The sequence below is a fragment of the Bacterioplanoides pacificum genome (assembly GCF_042648445.1).
GTDB lineage: Bacteria > Pseudomonadota > Gammaproteobacteria > Pseudomonadales > Oceanobacteraceae > Bacterioplanoides > Bacterioplanoides pacificum.
Genome location: NZ_JBHRYB010000005.1, coordinates 150,720 through 168,453, shown reverse-complemented (window position 1 = coordinate 168,453; position 17,734 = coordinate 150,720). Strand labels below are relative to the sequence as shown.

At 51.9% G+C, this 17,734-nt stretch carries 17 protein-coding genes; 12 read left to right on the top strand and 5 right to left on the bottom strand.

The window, feature by feature from the left end:
- Nucleotides 1-110: 110 nt before the first annotated feature.
- A complete protein-coding gene (locus ACFOMG_RS05400) occupies nt 111-407 on the bottom strand; it encodes a type II toxin-antitoxin system RelE/ParE family toxin (RefSeq protein WP_376865263.1) in 297 nt (98 codons plus the stop codon).
- A gap of 11 nt (nt 408-418) precedes the next feature.
- Nucleotides 419-682, bottom strand: a complete 264-nt coding sequence (locus ACFOMG_RS05395) for a type II toxin-antitoxin system ParD family antitoxin (protein WP_376865261.1) — start codon at nt 680-682, stop codon at nt 419-421.
- Nucleotides 683-818: 136 nt separating this feature from the next.
- On the opposite strand from ACFOMG_RS05395, the gene ACFOMG_RS05390 reads away from it, so the two are divergent.
- The 5 genes from ACFOMG_RS05390 to ACFOMG_RS05370 all read left to right on the top strand — a co-directional run bounded on the left by ACFOMG_RS05390 (nt 819) and on the right by ACFOMG_RS05370 (nt 5,830).
- Nucleotides 819-2,141, top strand: a complete 1,323-nt coding sequence (locus ACFOMG_RS05390) for a TRZ/ATZ family hydrolase (protein WP_376865260.1) — start codon at nt 819-821, stop codon at nt 2,139-2,141.
- Between the two features lie 186 nt (nt 2,142-2,327).
- Complete coding sequence (ubiG, locus tag ACFOMG_RS05385; protein WP_376865259.1) at nt 2,328-3,056, top strand: bifunctional 2-polyprenyl-6-hydroxyphenol methylase/3-demethylubiquinol 3-O-methyltransferase UbiG; 729 nt, start codon at nt 2,328-2,330, stop codon at nt 3,054-3,056.
- The gene (locus tag ACFOMG_RS05380) at nt 3,053-3,733 is read left to right on the top strand and encodes an HAD-IA family hydrolase (protein ID WP_376865257.1); all 681 of its coding nucleotides are present in this window, start codon (nt 3,053-3,055) and stop codon (nt 3,731-3,733) included. The genes ubiG and ACFOMG_RS05380 overlap by 4 nt, the downstream gene beginning before the upstream one ends.
- A gap of 38 nt (nt 3,734-3,771) precedes the next feature.
- Nucleotides 3,772-4,548, top strand: a complete 777-nt coding sequence (locus ACFOMG_RS05375) for a YciK family oxidoreductase (protein ID WP_376865256.1) — start codon at nt 3,772-3,774, stop codon at nt 4,546-4,548.
- 154 nt (nt 4,549-4,702) lie between these two features.
- Nucleotides 4,703-5,830, top strand: a complete 1,128-nt coding sequence (locus ACFOMG_RS05370; RefSeq protein WP_376865255.1) for an aminotransferase class V-fold PLP-dependent enzyme — start codon at nt 4,703-4,705, stop codon at nt 5,828-5,830.
- Nucleotides 5,831-5,922: 92 nt separating this feature from the next.
- On the opposite strand, the gene ACFOMG_RS05365 is transcribed toward ACFOMG_RS05370, so the two are convergent.
- Nucleotides 5,923-6,312, bottom strand: coding sequence for a DUF3127 domain-containing protein (locus ACFOMG_RS05365; RefSeq protein ID WP_376865253.1), 390 nt, complete (start codon nt 6,310-6,312; stop codon nt 5,923-5,925).
- A 116-nt stretch (nt 6,313-6,428) separates the two neighbouring features.
- Between ACFOMG_RS05365 and ACFOMG_RS05360 the strand changes: the two genes are divergently transcribed.
- Together ACFOMG_RS05360 and ACFOMG_RS05355 are read left to right on the top strand one after the other, a co-directional pair.
- A complete protein-coding gene (locus ACFOMG_RS05360; protein WP_376865251.1) occupies nt 6,429-7,121 on the top strand; it encodes an endonuclease in 693 nt (230 codons plus the stop codon).
- Nucleotides 7,122-7,459: 338 nt separating this feature from the next.
- A complete protein-coding gene (locus tag ACFOMG_RS05355) occupies nt 7,460-8,413 on the top strand; it encodes a GGDEF domain-containing protein (protein ID WP_376865250.1) in 954 nt (317 codons plus the stop codon).
- An 80-nt stretch (nt 8,414-8,493) separates the two neighbouring features.
- Here ACFOMG_RS05355 and ACFOMG_RS05350 read toward each other — a convergent pair whose 3' ends face one another.
- Both ACFOMG_RS05350 and ACFOMG_RS05345 read right to left on the bottom strand, forming a co-directional pair.
- The gene (locus ACFOMG_RS05350; protein ID WP_376865248.1) at nt 8,494-10,302 is read right to left on the bottom strand and encodes an acyl-CoA dehydrogenase C-terminal domain-containing protein; all 1,809 of its coding nucleotides are present in this window, start codon (nt 10,300-10,302) and stop codon (nt 8,494-8,496) included.
- Nucleotides 10,303-10,529: 227 nt separating this feature from the next.
- Entirely contained in the window at nt 10,530-12,257 is a 1,728-nt protein-coding gene (locus tag ACFOMG_RS05345) for an AMP-binding protein (protein WP_376865246.1), read from the bottom strand.
- Nucleotides 12,258-12,459: 202 nt separating this feature from the next.
- On the opposite strand from ACFOMG_RS05345, the gene ACFOMG_RS05340 reads away from it, so the two are divergent.
- From ACFOMG_RS05340 to ACFOMG_RS05320, 5 genes are all read left to right on the top strand, one after another.
- Entirely contained in the window at nt 12,460-13,512 is a 1,053-nt protein-coding gene (locus tag ACFOMG_RS05340; RefSeq protein WP_376865245.1) for an AraC family transcriptional regulator, read from the top strand.
- Between the two features lie 108 nt (nt 13,513-13,620).
- The gene (locus ACFOMG_RS05335) at nt 13,621-14,703 is read left to right on the top strand and encodes a fatty acid desaturase family protein (protein WP_376865244.1); all 1,083 of its coding nucleotides are present in this window, start codon (nt 13,621-13,623) and stop codon (nt 14,701-14,703) included.
- 102 nt (nt 14,704-14,805) lie between these two features.
- Nucleotides 14,806-15,153, top strand: coding sequence for an FIST C-terminal domain-containing protein (locus tag ACFOMG_RS05330; RefSeq protein WP_376866202.1), 348 nt, complete (start codon nt 14,806-14,808; stop codon nt 15,151-15,153).
- A gap of 2 nt (nt 15,154-15,155) precedes the next feature.
- The gene (locus ACFOMG_RS05325; RefSeq protein ID WP_376865243.1) at nt 15,156-17,072 is read left to right on the top strand and encodes a putative bifunctional diguanylate cyclase/phosphodiesterase; all 1,917 of its coding nucleotides are present in this window, start codon (nt 15,156-15,158) and stop codon (nt 17,070-17,072) included.
- Nucleotides 17,073-17,115: 43 nt separating this feature from the next.
- The gene (locus ACFOMG_RS05320) at nt 17,116-17,580 is read left to right on the top strand and encodes a hypothetical protein (RefSeq protein WP_376865242.1); all 465 of its coding nucleotides are present in this window, start codon (nt 17,116-17,118) and stop codon (nt 17,578-17,580) included.
- The last annotated feature ends 154 nt before the right edge of the window (nt 17,581-17,734 follow it).

Genomic DNA, 17,734 nt, shown 5'->3' with positions numbered 1-17,734 from the left:
AACAGGCAAATAGCCCTGAGAGGCCCTGTATCGCGCTGTCAGCGATTTTTGCTTTTAGACAGGTGACTAGCAGTGATTAAAAAACAGGCAGGTTTTGTTGCCCGGAACATTTATAGCCAATCTTCATGGGCATGTCGTACACGTACGATACAAACCGTTTTGTCATTACCAATCATGTAAACAACCAGATGTGACCGAACAGGATGTATCCATATGGGTTCCGCCATCATCCGGACATCCAGTTCGGGGCGCTTGCTTCCTGCATAAGGGTTGAGCGCGAGAAATTCGAATGTCTTCTCTAATACATCGTGATAAATATCAGCCTGCTGTTGGCCGAAAGCCTGATATCCATATAAGTAGATATCAAGCACATCCCGCTCTGCCGCTTCAGTTAGTAGATAGAGCATGATTACAATCGCTATTCCGATGCAGGATATTCAGCCCGACCTTCTGCAATGGCCAATGCCTGTTCACGAATATCAGACATAGAGCGCTTACCGACACCACTGGCAAAGCCTTCGTCGACCAGCTTTTGCATATGAGCAACCTTATCAAGGCGCTGCTGATCTTTGCGTATCAGGTCACGAACATAATCACTGGTATTACGATATTGTCCTTCGCGGCTGTGTTGTTCCGCCCAGGCTTTCAGGCTATCCGGCAGAGAGATGTTCATCGTCGCCATAGGTATTCCTCCAACTATCCGATCACCCATCTTGGCAAACTTTGCCAAAAAAGTGAATCATCAGGCACTCTGAGCTTACCGGGAAATCGGATATACTCTCCCACCACTTTGATTAGCAAATCCGGAACCCTGATACATGCAGGCCGATATTCAGATTAACGCACACTGGGTTGCACCATTAAGCGCCTCTCACAGCCGCACCATACTGCACAACCAGGCGGTATTTGTGAAAGACGGTAAGATTCTGGCCATTCAGGATCAACACGCCACCAGCCATGAAGCTGACCAGGTTGTTGAGTTAAATGATCATATTTTACTGCCAGGCTATGTGAACGCCCACGGCCATGCCGCAATGTCATTATTCCGCGGCCTGGCGGATGACCTGCCGTTGATGACCTGGCTGAACCAGCACATCTGGCCAGCCGAGGGCCGCTGGGTCAGTGAAGAATTTGTTCATCAGGGCACCCGCCTGGCCATCGCCGAGATGTTAAAATGTGGCACCACCAGCTATGCCGATATGTATTTTTATCCGCAGTCCGGGGTTCAGGCCGCGATTGACAGCGGCATCCGCAACGTCAGCTTTACCCCTATTCTGGATTTTCCAACCAATTTCGCGCAAAACGCCGACGACTACATCGACAAAGCCCTGGCCGCTCACAAGCAATTTCATAATCAGCCACGCATCACACTGGGGCTTGGACCACACGCACCCTACACAGTGTCAGACGAGCCACTGAAACACATCACCATGCTGGCCGACCAACTGGATATTCCGGTACAGATTCACCTGCATGAAACCGCGTTTGAAGTCGCTCAAAGCCTGGAACAAAGCGGCAAACGTCCGACTCAGCGCCTGGCCGAACTGGGCTTTTTAACCGAACGGGTCAGCTGCGTGCATATGACGCAGATTTCTGACGACGACATACAGATTCTGCAGCAAAGCGGTGCTTCGGTTGTGCATTGTCCGGAATCCAACTTAAAGCTGGCCAGTGGTTTTTGCCCAACCGCCAGACTGCTAAGCAAGGGTATTAATCTGGGCCTGGGCACCGATGGCGCAGCGAGTAACAATGATCTGAATATTCAGGGCGAAATGAAAACCGCCGCCATGCTGGCTAAAGCAGTCGCTGAGGATGCCGCCGCCTTGCCGGCCTGGCAGGCACTGGAAATGGCGACCATCGGCAGCGCCAAAGCACTGGGCATCGAAGATCAGGTGGGTTCACTGGAAGCGGGTAAACAGGCCGATTTACAAGCCGTGAATTTAGCGCAACTGGGCCAGAGCCCGTTGTACGACCCAATCTCCCAACTGGTGTACACCGACTCCAGCCGCGCCACCGAGTATGTCTGGGTGGCGGGAAAAGCGTTATTAGAGAAAGGCCAGCTCACTGAAAGTACTGGCCTGGATGAGCAACAGTTAATTGCCAATGCTGCGCAATGGCAAAAGAAAATTTCGCAACATTAAAATGAATTGAAGGGTTCAAAACAGACACTTTTTCTACCGTCTCCCAGAAGGCACGTCCATGTACCTACCGGGCGATCGCAACATCCTGTTGCTGCTCTCGAAAAAGTCTCTGCTTTAAACTCTGAAGATATGTTCCCGGCGGCTTAATTACTCCGGCGACTTATTCCTGAGAATTAGGGAAAAGATATGAGCACTGAAAAAGCGCAGAATGTAGACAGCGCAGAAATCGCAAAATTTGAAGCCCTGGCCACACGCTGGTGGGATGAAGAAAGCGAATTTAAACCACTGCACGAAATCAACCCGTTGCGTACTAATTACATCGACGGTCTGGTGCACCTGGCCGGCAAAAAAGTGTTGGACGTCGGCTGTGGCGGCGGCATTCTGGCCGAAGCCATGGCACAACGAGGCGCTGACGTCACCGGCATCGACATGGGTCAGGCTAATTTAAACACCGCCAAACTGCATGCCCTGGAAAGCGGTGTTAACGTCGATTATCAATGCATTGCGGTAGAACAGCTGGCAGAACAACAGCCTGCATCATTTGATGTGGTAACCTGCCTGGAAATGCTGGAACACGTTCCCGATCCGCTTTCTATTATTCAGGCCTGTAGCAAACTGGTTAAACCCGGAGGCCAGGTGGTTTTCTCGACCATCAACCGCAATCCTAAATCCTATGCGTTTGCCATTATTGGTGCGGAATATTTACTGCGCCTGGTTCCGACCGGTACGCACGACTACCACAAGTTTATTAAACCGAGTGAAATGACCCGCTGGTGTCGCCAAGCAGGTTTAGCGGTTACCGATATGACGGGGATGGTTTATAACCCAATCACCAAGATCTACCGCTTAAAAGATAATGATGTGGATGTGAACTATCTGATGGCGGCCCAGAAAACAGAAGGCACAGGCGAATGAAGCCTGAAGCAATTCTGTTTGATTTAGACGGCACCCTGGTCGATACCGCACCGGATTTTTTTGCCGTGGTGAATGGCCTGCGCAAAGAACAGGGCAAAGCCGAACTGGCCGATGAAACCATTCGCCAGCAGGTGTCCAATGGCGGTGCGGCCCTGACCCGCCTGACGTTCGACTACCCAGATCAGGCCGGCCGCGATCTGGCAAACGCCCCACAGGTGTTTATCGACCACCGCCAGCAGATTCTCGATCGGTACCTGGACAATATCGGCAACTTAAGTGGTTACTTCCCGGGCTTTGATGCAGTCCTACCCGAGCTGCAAAAGCACGGCATTCGTTGGGGCATTGTCACCAATAAGCCCCGGCTCTATACCGAAGTGTTACTGAATAAGCTTCACATTCACTGTGATGTCGTGGTTTGCCCGGATGACGTGGCAAAATCCAAACCAGACCCGGAGCCGCTGTTAAAAGCAGCCGACCTGTTAGGGCTTAACGCACAGCAATGCTGGTACGTGGGCGATCATATCCGCGATATACAAGCCGGCCAGGCGGCTCAGATGTTTACCCTGGCGGCCAGCTTCGGTTACATCGAAGCCGGTGACAGTGCCGAGAACTGGCAGGCGGATGCCATTATCGATACGCCTGAGGCGCTATTGCAACAGCTGACAGCAAATAAATAAAAACCGAATTCAGATAAGTAAATTACGAAGCAAACACAATGATCGATATTAGCCAATTAAAGCCTGTTGCACAGGCACAACAAGAACAGGTTTTAAAAGGCCGCGTCATTCTCGTCACGGGTGCCGGTTACGGCATTGGTCGTACAGCAGCGCTGACCTACGCACGAGCAGGTGCAACCGTTCTGCTGTTGGGCCGTACTCAGGAAGCATTAAATGACACTTATGATTTAATCGAAGCTGAAAACCTGCCTCAACCTGCGGTATTACCTTTCGACCTGGAAGAAACCGACGAAGAAAAATTCCGTGAACTGGCCAACTTAATCGAAGAAAACTTCAGCCATTTAGATGGCGTATTATTAAATGCCGGCGTGTTAGGTCAGCGCACCCCACTGGATAACTACGACTGGACCACCTGGCAAAAGGTGATGCAGATTAACGTCAACGGTCAGTTTATTTTAATGAAACATCTGTTGCCGTTATTGCGTCAGGCACCCAAAGACGCCTCGGTAATTTTCACCACCTCCAGCGTCGGTCGTCAGGGCCGTGCTTATTGGGGCGCTTATTCGGTTTCTAAATTTGCCACCGAAGGTCTGATGCAGGTGCTGGCAGAAGAACTGGAAAACACCTCAGAAGTACGTGTTAACTGCATCAACCCAGGCGGCACCCGCACCCAGATGCGCGCTGCCGCTTACCCCAGCGAACACCCGAGCCAGGTGCCCGAAGCGGACGCCATTATGCCGTTGTATATGTATCTGATGTCGCCGCAGTCGGTTGCCGTACACAAACAAAGCATTGATGCCCAACCGAAAAAATAGTCACCCCATATCAGCAGATAACTCCGCTGTGGCTGTTGCCACTGCGGAGACTGTCTTTCCCTGCCGTCACCCTTTACGGCGAGGTGCTTTTCCTATCTAATCCGTCAGGATATTACCGATTAATCAGAGCGCAAACGCGCAGGAGACACTCTGTATGGCCGGCTTACTTCCCGACCTGGACCCGGAAGGCTTACTCGAATATTCCGTGGTATTTACCGACCGCTCACTCAACCATATGTCAAAACAGTTTCAGGGCGTGATGAACGATATCTCAGCCACGCTGAAGTCGGTTTATAACGCCGATGCTGTGGTTGTGGTTCCGGGTGGTGGCACCTATGGCATGGAAGCGGTGGCCCGTCAGTTTGCGCAGGACAAAAAAACGCTGGTTATCCGTAACGGCTGGTTCAGCTACCGCTGGACCCAGATTTTCGATATGGGCAATATCCCGGCATCCAGCACGGTGATGACGGCCAAACGCACAACAGAAGGCGCACAGGCGCCATTTGCTCCGGCTCCGATCGACGACGTCGTCGCCACGATTAAAGCGGAAAAACCCGACCTGGTGTTTGCCCCTCACGTAGAAACTGCATCCGGCATGATTCTGCCGGACGACTACCTGAAAGCTGTGGCCGATGCCGTACATTCAGTCGGTGGGTTATTTGTACTCGATTGTGTTGCATCCGGCACGTTATGGGTAGACATGAAAGCCGTCGGCGTCGACGTATTAATCAGCGCACCACAGAAAGGCTGGAGCTCTTCTCCTTGCGCGGCACTGGTAATGATGAGCCAGGCGGCTGTGGACGTTATGGAAACCACCACCAGCAGCAGCTTCGCCACCAACCTGAAACAGTGGCACCTGATTATGCAGGCGTACGAGAATGGCGGCCATGCTTACCACGCCACCATGCCAACCGATGCCCTGACCAAATTCCGCGACACTATGCTGGAAACCAAACAATATGGTTTCGATAAAGTACGTGACGAACAGATCGAACTGGGTAAACGTGTACGCGCTATGCTGGAAAGCAAAGGCATTAACAGCGTTGCCGCAGAAGGCTTTAAAGCACCCGGTGTTGTCGTGAATTACACCACCGATGCCGAGATGCAAAACGGCAAAAAGTTTGCCGCCTTAGGCATGCAGGCCGCAGCCGGCGTACCGCTGATGTGTGATGAAGGTGACGATTACCAGTCATTCCGCATCGGCTTGTTTGGCCTGGACAAACTGCACGATATCGACGGTGCTGTCGAGCGCTTAGAAAAGGTTATCGATCAGATTCTGTAACCTGCTGTCGTCGGCGAGGTAATAAAAAACCGGAAATGATTCGCTCATTTCCGGTTTTTTATTACCGCCTGAAATAATCAGATCGGCAGTAATCAGAACGGTACATCGTCATCAAATGCCGGGCCTGCGGACGGGGCACTGAAGGCGCCCATATCGTAATTCTGGCCGCCCGGTTGCACACCCGCACGTTCCACTTTCCAGGCCTGTAAGCTGGTAAAACATTTTTCCGGCTTGCCCGGTGCACTCCATAACCGGCCAGACAGGTTAAAGGTCACCTGAACTTCATCACCAATCTGAAAAGCATCCATCAGCGCACACTTGTCTTTAATCAGCTCCAGCGCCACATAATTCGGGTAATCCGGATTTTCCCCATCACCACTGAGCTTGATCACAAACTCACGTTTGGTGAAACCGTTCTGACCGTATTCCCGGGTCTGATCGATCGAGTGGATGATTCCCTGAGCTTCGAAGCTTTTAGACATATTGCTACCTGATAACGATTAAATGAATGGTCGCCATCATACCATCTTCCCCGTGGTTTGTGATGGCATTACAATGGCGCCTCCCTATCAGAATCTGAGTTGTATCTGAGTTATTTATGCCCGCCCTGCTGTCCAGAATACTATTAATATTTTTAACACTGTTGTTCTTTAGCAACAGCAGTGCCGAACCACTGTCCTTCCGCCAGGCGAAAAAACAACTGAAGCAGCTGTACCAGGGCGAACATCAGAGCAGTTTTTATTGCGGCTGTGATTTTCGCTATCAGGGCAAAAAACTGCTGCCGGATTTAAACGGTTGCGGCTATCAGGTGCGTAAACAACAAAAGCGCGCCAACCGCATTGAGTGGGAGCATATTGTACCCGCCTGGGCCTTTGGCCATCAGCGCCAGTGCTGGCAGCAGGGTGGCCGCAAAGCCTGCAAAAAAGACCCGCTGTTCAGGCGCATGGAAGGTGACATGCACAATCTGGTGCCCGCTATCGGTGAGGTTAATGGCGACCGCTCCAACTACCGCTTCAGCGACTGGAACGGGCTGGCCACCCAATATGGCCAATGCAACATGCTGGTCGATTTTAAAGCGAAAAAAGTACAGCCCCCCGGTAACAGCCGTGGCGCGATTGCCCGCGCGTATCTGTACATGGCCAGGCAATACACACTGAAACTGTCGGGCGCTGAGCAGCGGCTGTATCAGGCCTGGCATAAACAACATCCTCCGGGGCGCTGGGAATGTCGTCGCAACCGGTTAATCGAACAGATCCAGGGCAACCGCAACCCTTTCATCAGCGATTGCTAACAGCGGCAAGCGGCGGCAACGGCTAACAAAATATTGCCGCCTTGCCGCTACAGCATGCCATTCCGTTCGCTACAAGCGCGTCAATCAATCAGCCTGTCAGGTTAGACAACTTGGCAGGGTAACTCAGACGCCACCAAACTGCCGTCCCGGACCATTAAAACAGTCATTTTATTGTCAGCTACAAAATAACCAAGACCGTCAAACAGCCAACATTCAGACACTCTTCTTAAATAGAATTCATAACCTATTGTTTTTAAAGGATATTTACACTTAAAAAATACTGGCACAAAAATAGCTTCTGCCGTTGTAAGAATTTTTTGCCAGGTACGAGGTAGCTCATGGTGAGTCCTTTACACAGCAACGGCCGCGCACAATTACGAGAAGATAAGGCTGTTACATCCATCGGGGAACTTGCGCCCAAGCCCGATCTGCGCCCGGAGCTGTTGCTAAAACTGTCGGGCAAATTACAGACCACGCTGGAGCTGTCACAACTGCTGGAGATTTTTTTCCGCGAAATTCAGCAGGCGGTTCTGGTAGACGGTTTAAGCTACAATCACGCAGGCAACAACATTCTGCAAAGCCAGGGAAAAACCAGCCCTCACTCGGTCAGTTACCGGTTACAAACCCAGCAGGACTACATGGGTGATCTGACCTTCCATCGTTCTACCCGATTCCGCGAACACGAGCTGGCAAACCTGGAAGGTCTGTTAACCACACTGGTGTATCCGATGCGTAATGCGCTGCGTTATCACGAAGCGTTGGCCGCAGCATTCCGCGACCCCCTGACCGGTGCCGGCAACCGCGTCGCGCTGGATAAAACCCTGAGCCGGGAGCTGGAACTGGCCAAACGCCATGGCCAGCAGCTGTCAGTATTAATGCTGGATCTGGATTATTTTAAACAAGTGAACGATCAGCACGGCCACAGCACAGGCGATAAAGTACTGAAAGACGCCGCAGACTGCATTTGCAGCTGTATTCGCCAGACAGATATGTGTTTCCGTTATGGCGGGGAAGAGTTTCTGGTGATGCTCAGCAGTGCCGATCAGTCCGGTGCCTTACGCATTGCTGAACGTATCCGCATGAGCATTGCCGCCCTGATCTTTAATGCACCCAAAGGCGAGCTGCAGATTTCTGCCAGTATTGGCTGTGCGACCTTACGCGGGGATGACGATCGCGACAGCCTGGTACAACGCGCCGACAAGGCGCTCTATCAGGCCAAACACGGCGGCCGTAACCGGGTTATCAGTGATGTCGATATGGCCTTTTCTGAGCTCGAGCAGGCGGCTGAATAGCCTCAGCTAAAGCGCATAAAAAACCGCATTTTATGATCATAAAATGCGGTTTTTTTTATCATCAAATTAAGCCTGAAATCTTAATCCAGGAAGGCAAAATGTTCTTCATCCATCTGCATTAACGACTTAGGATCGCGCACCATCATTTTGGCGTGACCTTTAGCACGCGGCAGCATGCGTTTAAAATAAAACTCCGCCATCTGAATTTTGGCTTTATAGAAGTTCGCATCACCATCGCCCTGTTCCAGCTTCTGATAAGCCGTTTCTGCCATTTGCGCCCAATAATATGACATCGCAATATAACCGGCATACATCAGGTAATCGACGGAAGCCGAGCCTACCATATCGCGGTTTTTAGAAGCCTTATAAGCGATGCGCAGATTATTCACTTTCCAGGCAAGCATATTACGCTTCAGCTTGCGCACCATTTTTTTCATTTCCGGGCGTTTTGTATGTTTGGTGAAATCAGCCACCTGATCGGCAAAACGATTAAACGACTTAAATTTACCCAGCAACATTTTACGGCCTAATAAATCCAGCGCCTGAACACCGGTGGTGCCTTCATACAGCTTGGAGATCTGGGCATCACGCACAATCTGCTCCATGCCCCACTCTTTAATAAAGCCATGGCCACCATACACCTGCACACCATGGTTAGCGGCTTCATATCCCAGCTCGGTCAGAAAGGCTTTCAGAATCGGGGTTAAAAACCCCAGTTCATCATCGTATTCTTCATAAGCCTGCTGATCACCACGGTTATGAGCGGCGGTCATCAGGTCTGCCAGCCGTGCCGCGTGATACACCATCGCCCGGCCGCCTTCGGCAATCGCTTTCTGAGTCAGCAGCATACGCCGCACATCCGGATGCACCATCAGTGTATCCGCAACTTTATCCGGGTCTTTCGTACCGCTTAACGAGCGCATAGAACGGCGGTCTTTGGCGTAGGGCAAGGCTCCCTGGAACGACAATTCAGCCGACGCCACCCCCTGAATGGAGGTACCGATACGGGCGGTATTCATAAAGGTGAACATGCACATCAGACCTTTATTTTCCGGCCCGATCAGAAAACCTTTGGCAGCATCAAAGTTCATCACACAGGTAGAAGAACCGTGAATCCCCATTTTTTCCTCAATCGAACCACAGCTGACCGGATTACGTTCGCCCAGGCTACCGTCGTCGTTAACGTTGAATTTCGGCACAATAAACAACGAAATACCTTTGGTGCCGGCCGGAGCACCGGGCAGTCGTGCCAATACGATATGAATAATATTTTCTGCCATATCGTGTTCACCGGAAGAAATAAAAATTTTCTGTCCGGTTAACGAATACGATCCATCGCCATTCGGTTCAGCTTTGGTTTTTACCTGACCCAGGTCGGTGCCGCACTGTGCTTCGGTCAGACACATGGTACCGGTCCAGCGACCTTCCGACAGCGGCACAAAAAAGGTTTGCTTCTGTTGTTCGCTGCCATGCATCCAGATGGTATTCATGGCACCCAGCGATAATCCCGGGTACATACCCCATGGCCAGTTGGCGGTGCCAATCATTTCCGACTTGGCCAGCGACAGTGAAATCGGCAGCCCCTGACCACCGTATTCCACCGGTGTCGACATCGACTGCCAGCCGTTTTCGACATACATCTGATACGCTTCTTTAAAGCCCGCCGGGGTTTGCACCTCACCCCCTTCAAAACGACAGCCTTTATCACCGCTCTGATACAGCGGTGCAATCACATCCTCAGAGAACGACGCCGCAGCCTCTAAAATCATATCGACCATTTCCGGCGTTGCTTCCTCACCACCGGGAATGGTTTTGTAGTGTTCCTGAAACCTGTACACATCGTTCATCAGGAATTTAATATCTTTAACCGGAGCCTTGTACTGAATCATGGTGCATCCTAAAAAATTATTATCATTGGAATAACCACGTTATTTTTACCGTTGTTTGCCAGCAGGCCATTGGCTAAACGGCCGTTGTGTTATGTCAGTTCGGTTAGCTGCAGCAACCTCACCCCCCATCACGGGCCATAAAAAAACGCCCGTTATCTGACAACAACGAGCGTTTCTGTTTCACCGTCAACGACTGAATAACACGGCGTTATTCAGTCTGGGGAATATCAGGCAGGTTCTGCCTGCTTCTGTTTTGCCGCTTCTTCATCTTTTAATTCACGGCGCAGGATTTTACCCACCGGCGTCATCGGCAGTTCGTCACGGAATTCCACATGACGCGGCACCTTATAGGCCGTCAGCTTTTCACGGCAGAAGTTACGAATCTCTTCAACCGTGACATTACTGTCGCTGGCGACGATGAATAACTTAACCGCTTCACCGGTTTTATCATCATCAATACCAATTGCGGCGCAATTTTCAACCGCCGGATGAGCAGCAACCACATCTTCAATTTCGTTCGGGTAAACGTTAAAGCCGGAGACCAGAATCATGTCTTTGATGCGATCAACAATTTTAACAAAACCATCTTCGTCGATCACCGCAACATCACCGGTACGTAACCACTGACCATCAGCAGTAAAGGATTCGGCGGTCGCTTCCGGACGGTTCCAGTAACCTTTCATCACCTGCGGGCCGTTAACACATAACTCGCCACGTTCACCCAGTGGTACTTCGTTACCTTCGTCATCGATACATTTCAGCGCAGTACCCGGAACCGCCTGGCCTACCGTGCCCTGACGCTCCAGGCCACCCGCCGGATTCATACACACCGCTGGCGAACATTCGGTTAACCCGTACGCTTCTGAAATGCCGCAACCGGTCATTTCTTTCCAGCGATTAGCGGTGTCGTCGACCAGTGCAGTACCACCGGATAACGTCAGGCGCAGTTTGCTGAAGTCCATGGCACGGAATTCCGGGTGTGCCATCAGCGACACAAACAAGGTGTTCAGGCCAATAATGCCGGTCAGCTGGTGCGGCTTCATCATACGCACAAACATATCGGTATCACGTGGGTTGGCAATCAGAATGCTGTGGTCGCCCAGTTCGAACAGCGCCATCAGATGCACAGTGAATGAATAAATGTGGTACAGCGGCAGCGGCGCCACAATTTTCACACCACCTTCCGGTTTAATCGGCTGACCTTTGTCATCCACCTGGCTGAGCATGGCACGCGCCTGCATCATATTGGCAATCAGGTTACGGTTGGTCAGCTCAGCACCTTTGGCAACACCCGTGGTGCCGCCGGTGTACTGCAGAATAATGGTGTCGTCAGGGTTTTTAATATAGTTCGGCTGGAAACCATTGTATTTGCCACCCTGAGCCAGCGCCTTACGGAAAGATACGGCTTGTGGCAGGCTGTAAGCCGGTACCATTTTTTTCACGTATTTGGCCGCGGCGTTAATCACGGTACGTTTCAGTAATGGCAACATATCCGCCAGCGATGTCACAATAATATGCTTCAGGCCGGTTTCATCTTTGATGTTCTCGACCGATTTGGCGAATACATCCATACACACCAATGCTTTGGCACCGGAGTCGTTAAACTGGTGTTTCATCTCCCGCTCGGTATACAGCGGGTTGGTGTTAACCACCACCATACCGGCACGCAAAGCACCGTACATCGCAATCGGGAACTGCAGCACGTTTGGCATCTGAATCGCAATACGGTCGCCTGGTTTCAGGCTGGTGTGGTTCTGCAGGTAAGCTGCAAATGCCGCGCTGTATTCGTCAATCTGGCGATACGTCAGGGTATAACCAATGCTGGTAAACGCCGGACGGTCGGCATAACGCTTAAACGAGTTTTCAATCACTTCAACGACGGCGTCGTATTCGTTCAGATTGATGGTGTCCATTACGCCCGGTGCGCGTTTACCATCCCAGAAAGATGCTTCCACTTGTGTTGTCTCCCCAATGCGGATTACAGGAAAACCAGATACCCGGCAGACGCCTGTGGTATGGAGTTGGCCATTGGCCGGGTGAAGGTCTGATTATTTTTTTAATAGGCCGCACTATGAACCAAAGTGCCATTGAGTTAAAGAGGAAATCGTGACATGATTCCGGTCATTCCACGCCACCCAAACATCCGACGCCTTCTCTATGTCCCATAGCAGTGCCGCTTCCCGACCATTTATTGCAACTGAATATTTATCGCAACTGATCGAAATGTTAGCCCTGCAGGGAATCAATGCTGCACAACTGGCTCAGGGCACCGGGCTGACCGCCCGTACCCTGATGTCGGCCAACGAATACATTTCACCGCTGCAATATCATAAGGTGGTGGAAAATGCGCTGGCGCTGAGTGGCGACCCACTACTGGGGCTGGAGCACGGCAAACGGATGAATATTTCCAGCCACGGTTTTCTCGGCTTTGCCATTATGGCATCCGATACTCTGGGCGATGCGCTGTCACTGGCGATTCGTTATGCCCGCACCCGTACGCTGCTGGCCGATATCCGGTTTATGCAGGAAGATGACAGCGCCATTATTCAGATCAATCGCCTGGCGGCGATGCCCACCACATTCTCTTTTGTGGTGCAGAATATTATGTCGACCTTTGTCACCATTGCCCGCTTTCTGACTCAGAACCGTGAAGAACTGGCGGCTATGGTGAAGTTTACCGAAGCACCAGCGCGGCCGGCGTCCTGCTACGAACAACTGTTGGGGGTGCCGGTGATGTTCCACCAGCCACACAATCAGCTGTGTATTCCGTCTTATATGCTGGAGATTCCGGTATCCACCGCCAATACCACCGCCCGCCGCATGGCTGAGGCAGAGTGTCAGAAGCTGCTGGCTGAACTGGACCGCGGTCAGGACCTGGTCACTCAGATCCGCCAGCAGCTGGAACAACTGCAGGCGTTCCCGACCTTAACTCTGATGGCTGGCCGGCTGAAGTCCAGCCCACGCACCATTAACCGTCAGCTGGCCCAGCTGAACACCACTTACCAGAAAATTATTGACGAAGCCCGGCGGGAACAGGCAATGGAGATGTTATTGCAGAGCAACCGCTCGGTAGAAGATATTGCCCAGCAACTGGGGTATAACGATCCGTCCAATTTTGGTCGTGCTTTTCGTCGCTGGCTGGGGATGTCGCCACGCGCTTTCCGCAAAAAGACCCGCGAACAAAACGAGCAGTTTGTTCCTGATAGCTGATTCCGATCCGGCACCGGGAAGCAGCCACTGGAAAAATTGAACATTCCCCCCACGGCTGCTTTCCGTTAGCATGAGCACAATAAAGCGGTAAACCAGCAAATAATAACAATGAATTCGATCCACTTTCCCAGCGGTCAGCGTGAGCTCTATCAGGGCTTATCCCAGCGTATTAACCAGTACTTTAAACAACAGCACAGCCATAAAAGCGGTAATCCGGCACTGTATCGTAAGGCCGCGGTCATCAGCCTGTTATTTATCAGCAGTTTTGCCGCTATCTTTGTCGTACCCGCCGGCTGGAACTGGCTGGCCTGGATCGGCCATGGTATTGCTACCGCGCTGGTCGGATTTAATATCATGCACGACGGTGCCCATGAATCGTTCAGCCGTTCGCGCAGCGTTAACCGCATTGCGGCACTGAGTTTTAACCTGATTGGTTCCAACCGTTTTTATTGGGCACAGAAACACAATCGTAATCACCACACTTTTACCAACGTTGATGAAATCGACGAAGACATCGATGCCTTTGGCTTATTTCGTATGAGTCCGAATCAGCCACGTTACCGCTTTCATCGCTGGCAACATATTTACGCCTGGATGTTGTACCCGCTGACCAGCCTGTTCTGGTTTTTTGTACTCGATTACAAAGCCTACTTCAGCCGCAAAATAGCGACCCGTCCTTTCAGTCAGGCCATGACACTGGCTGATCATCTGGAATTCTGGTTTTCCAAAGCCCTGTATCTTGCCCTTTACCTGCTGCTACCGGCCAGTGTATTAGGCTGGTCTTTGACCCTGAGTGGCTTTCTGCTGATGCATGCGGTGCTGGGCTTTTTATTTGCAGTGGTTTTTCAGCTTGCACATGTGGTCGATAAAGCCGAGTTCCCGCGTCCACAAAGTGATGAGCAGCAAGGAGGCCAGGCCGGCCAGATGGGACATGAGTGGGCCGAACACCAACTCAAAACCACCGTCGACTTCGCCACCCACAGCCGCTGGATAACCTGGGCACTGGGTGGCCTGAATTTCCAGGTCGAACATCACTTATTTCCGCGGGTCAGTCATATTCACTATCCGCAGCTGCACCAACTGCTACGCCAGGAATGTCAGCAACGCAACCTGACCCTGCGCAGTTATCCCAGCTTACCTGCGGCGCTGCGCGGCCACTACAATCATCTGCGGCAGCTTGGCCGCGGCTGATTCCCCGGCAACAAAATCTCCGCTGACTGCTACACTGACATAAGCCTGTTTTCAGGTGGACTTATGGCATCGGGCGGGCCCCGCCCTGACCGGAGAGATGTGATGCAGATCAGCCAACATTGCTGGCAACAGGGCCATATCACCCCCGCCCTGCCCGATAATACGCCACAACTGGTGTTGATATTTGGTAACGAAGCCGCTCAGCAGGCCTGCCGCAATGCCACCAGCCTGCGGCCTGAATTCGCCCTGCTGATCAGCTGCGTTGGCCGCCGCTCCGTGTTACAACAACTGGTTGACGAGGAACTGGAAACCTTGTCGGAAACTCTGCGGCGAGATATCCCTCATGCAGGCTTTTATTCGTACGGAGAAATAGCACCGTATATGGGTTTGGGGCCGTGTAACCTGCATAACCAGACCATGACGATCACGACTTTCGCTGAGCAGGAATAAGCATGCACCGCTTACTGAAGCGCCAACTGAAACGCCACTGTCAGCAGCCGCTGCCAGATACCATCAACGCCCTGCTGACGGCCGTCGACCGCGCCTATCAGCAAGCCGATACTGATCGTGAAATGCTCGAGCGTTCACTGCAACTGACGTCCGAAGAACTGCTGGAACGTAACCATAAACTGAGCCTGAATCTGAAAGAACAACAAGCCTCAGAACAGGCATTGCAACAATCGTTTCAGATTCTGAACGCCACCCTGAATGCCTCCCAGGAAGGCGTACTGGTGGTTAATCATCACGGTATCCCGATCGTTTATAACCAGCTCTACCTGGAGATCAATGGCCTGAATGAAGAAGGTATCAGCCATATGACCTTTGTTGAGCTGATGGCCAATTCGCAAAGTTATTTACGCCAGCCAGAGCTGTTGCAACAACAGGTCGATGACCTTAACCGCAAACCAGGGGCTGCCTGTCACCAGTTATATCAGTGTAACGATGGCCGCTGGATTGAAGCCTACGCCTGTAATGACCCGGTTGCCGGTTATATCTGGATGTTGCGGGATATCACCGAAGTTCGTGAAAAGGAACAAACCATCGCCCACCAGGCACGTCACGACGCCTTAACGGAATTACCCAACCGCATCCTGTTAATGGACCGGCTGGAGCAGGCCATCCAACGGGCACAACGTCATAAACACCGCTTTGCAGTGTGTTATCTCGACCTGGATGCCTTTAAAACGATTAATGACAGCCTCGGCCACGAGGCCGGGGATGGCTTACTGCTGCAAGTCAGTAAACGGCTGAACACCCGCATCCGCAACAGCGATACGCTGGCCCGGATTGGTGGTGATGAGTTTGTGGCGGTACTCGATGCGATAAAGTCTCAGGAAGAAGCGTTATGGCTGGCAGAGCGTATTCTGGCCACCCTGAACGAACCGATTATGCTTTCCGGACGGCGCTTTTTTATTGGCGCATCGATGGGCATTGCGCTGTACCCCAACGACGGTGAAGATGCGGGAATTCTGCTAAAAAACGCCGACATCGCCATGTACCGCGCCAAACAGAACGGTAAAAACCGCTTCCATTTTTTCACTCCATCCCTGGAGCGTATCGCCCAACACCGGCTCACTATGGAAACCAATCTGCGCCGCGCGCTGGAAAACGACGAACTGGAGTTATTTTATCAGCCCAAAGTGTATCTGCAGCAGGATGCCAGCCAGCAACAAAGCGGTAAGCTGCACAGCTTTGAAGCATTATTACGCTGGCCTCAGGCCAATGGCCGTTATATCCCGCCCGACAGCTTTATCGGCATCGCCGAAGACGCCGGCATGATTGGCCATATCGGCCAATGGGTACTGGAAGAGGCAGCACAACAAGCCAAAATCTGGCACCGCCAGGGGTTTCACGGCAATATCAGCGTGAATATTTCACCCAAACAATTCCTGCTGCCGGATTTTGAGCGCGACATCGTTGAAACCCTGACCCGCCTGCAGGTTCCTGACCAGCTGATTTCCATCGAAATTACCGAAAGTCTGTTAATGCAGGATCTGAACAGTGCCCGCAGCGTACTGGAATACTTTCGACGTCATGGCGTCTGTATTTATCTGGATGATTTTGGTACCGGATTTTCATCACTGAATTATCTGAAAAACCTGCCGGTCGATGCGATCAAAATTGACCGCACCTTCGTTAAAGATCTGGCCAGCAGCAATGCTGATAAAGCCATCGCCTCCTCCATCATTGCCCTGGCCAGAAATCTCGGCATGCTGGTGGTCGCCGAAGGCGTAGAAACATTAGAACAGGCCGAGTTTCTGGTCAGTCACGGCTGCGACCTGGCGCAGGGGTATTATTTTGGCCGGCCGGTAAATGCCCGTCAGGCAACCCAGTATTTTACTCTGGGTACCTTGTCAAAACCCGAATGACACCGTACATTCGCGCCTTTCAGTCAATCGTACAGAGGCCAGCGTGAATTACCCTCACTTTTTAGCCGTTGATGGCAGCTCCTGGGAAGACCAGGCTCACCCGGTCGCCATCGCCTGGTCGCTGGCCGACGGCAGTATTAAAACCACGCTGATTCAGCCGGAGGATGACTGGCAGGACTGGGATTATGCACTGGAGGATCTGCATGGCATCAGCCAGGACACCTTGTATCAGCGTGGAGAAACCTGCTGGTCGGTGTTACGTGAGCTGGAACACGACCTGGAGCAGCCCCACCTTGCCTGTGACGATCTGCAGCGCACCGAACAGCTGCTGGAAAAACTCTACGACGCCTGCGGCCGTGACGTCGGTGTTGAAATATCCGCTTACCAGCAGGATATCGCCGACCCGGGCATCATCAGTGAAGTGCGTGACAATCTGCAACTGTCAGAACAAACCTGTGACGACCGGGTACGGCTGATGCTGGAAGTCTGGGCCAGAGAACACGGCTGACCGGTACGCTGCAACGCCACCGCTTTCCGATCAAAGGTACGGCTTAACATCATCCATTCATAAGCCTGCACCAGGTAGTCCATCTGCAATGCCCAGCGTGATTTCAGATACTCCGATACAATATGACCAAATCCTTTTTATTCTGCGGAGCTCT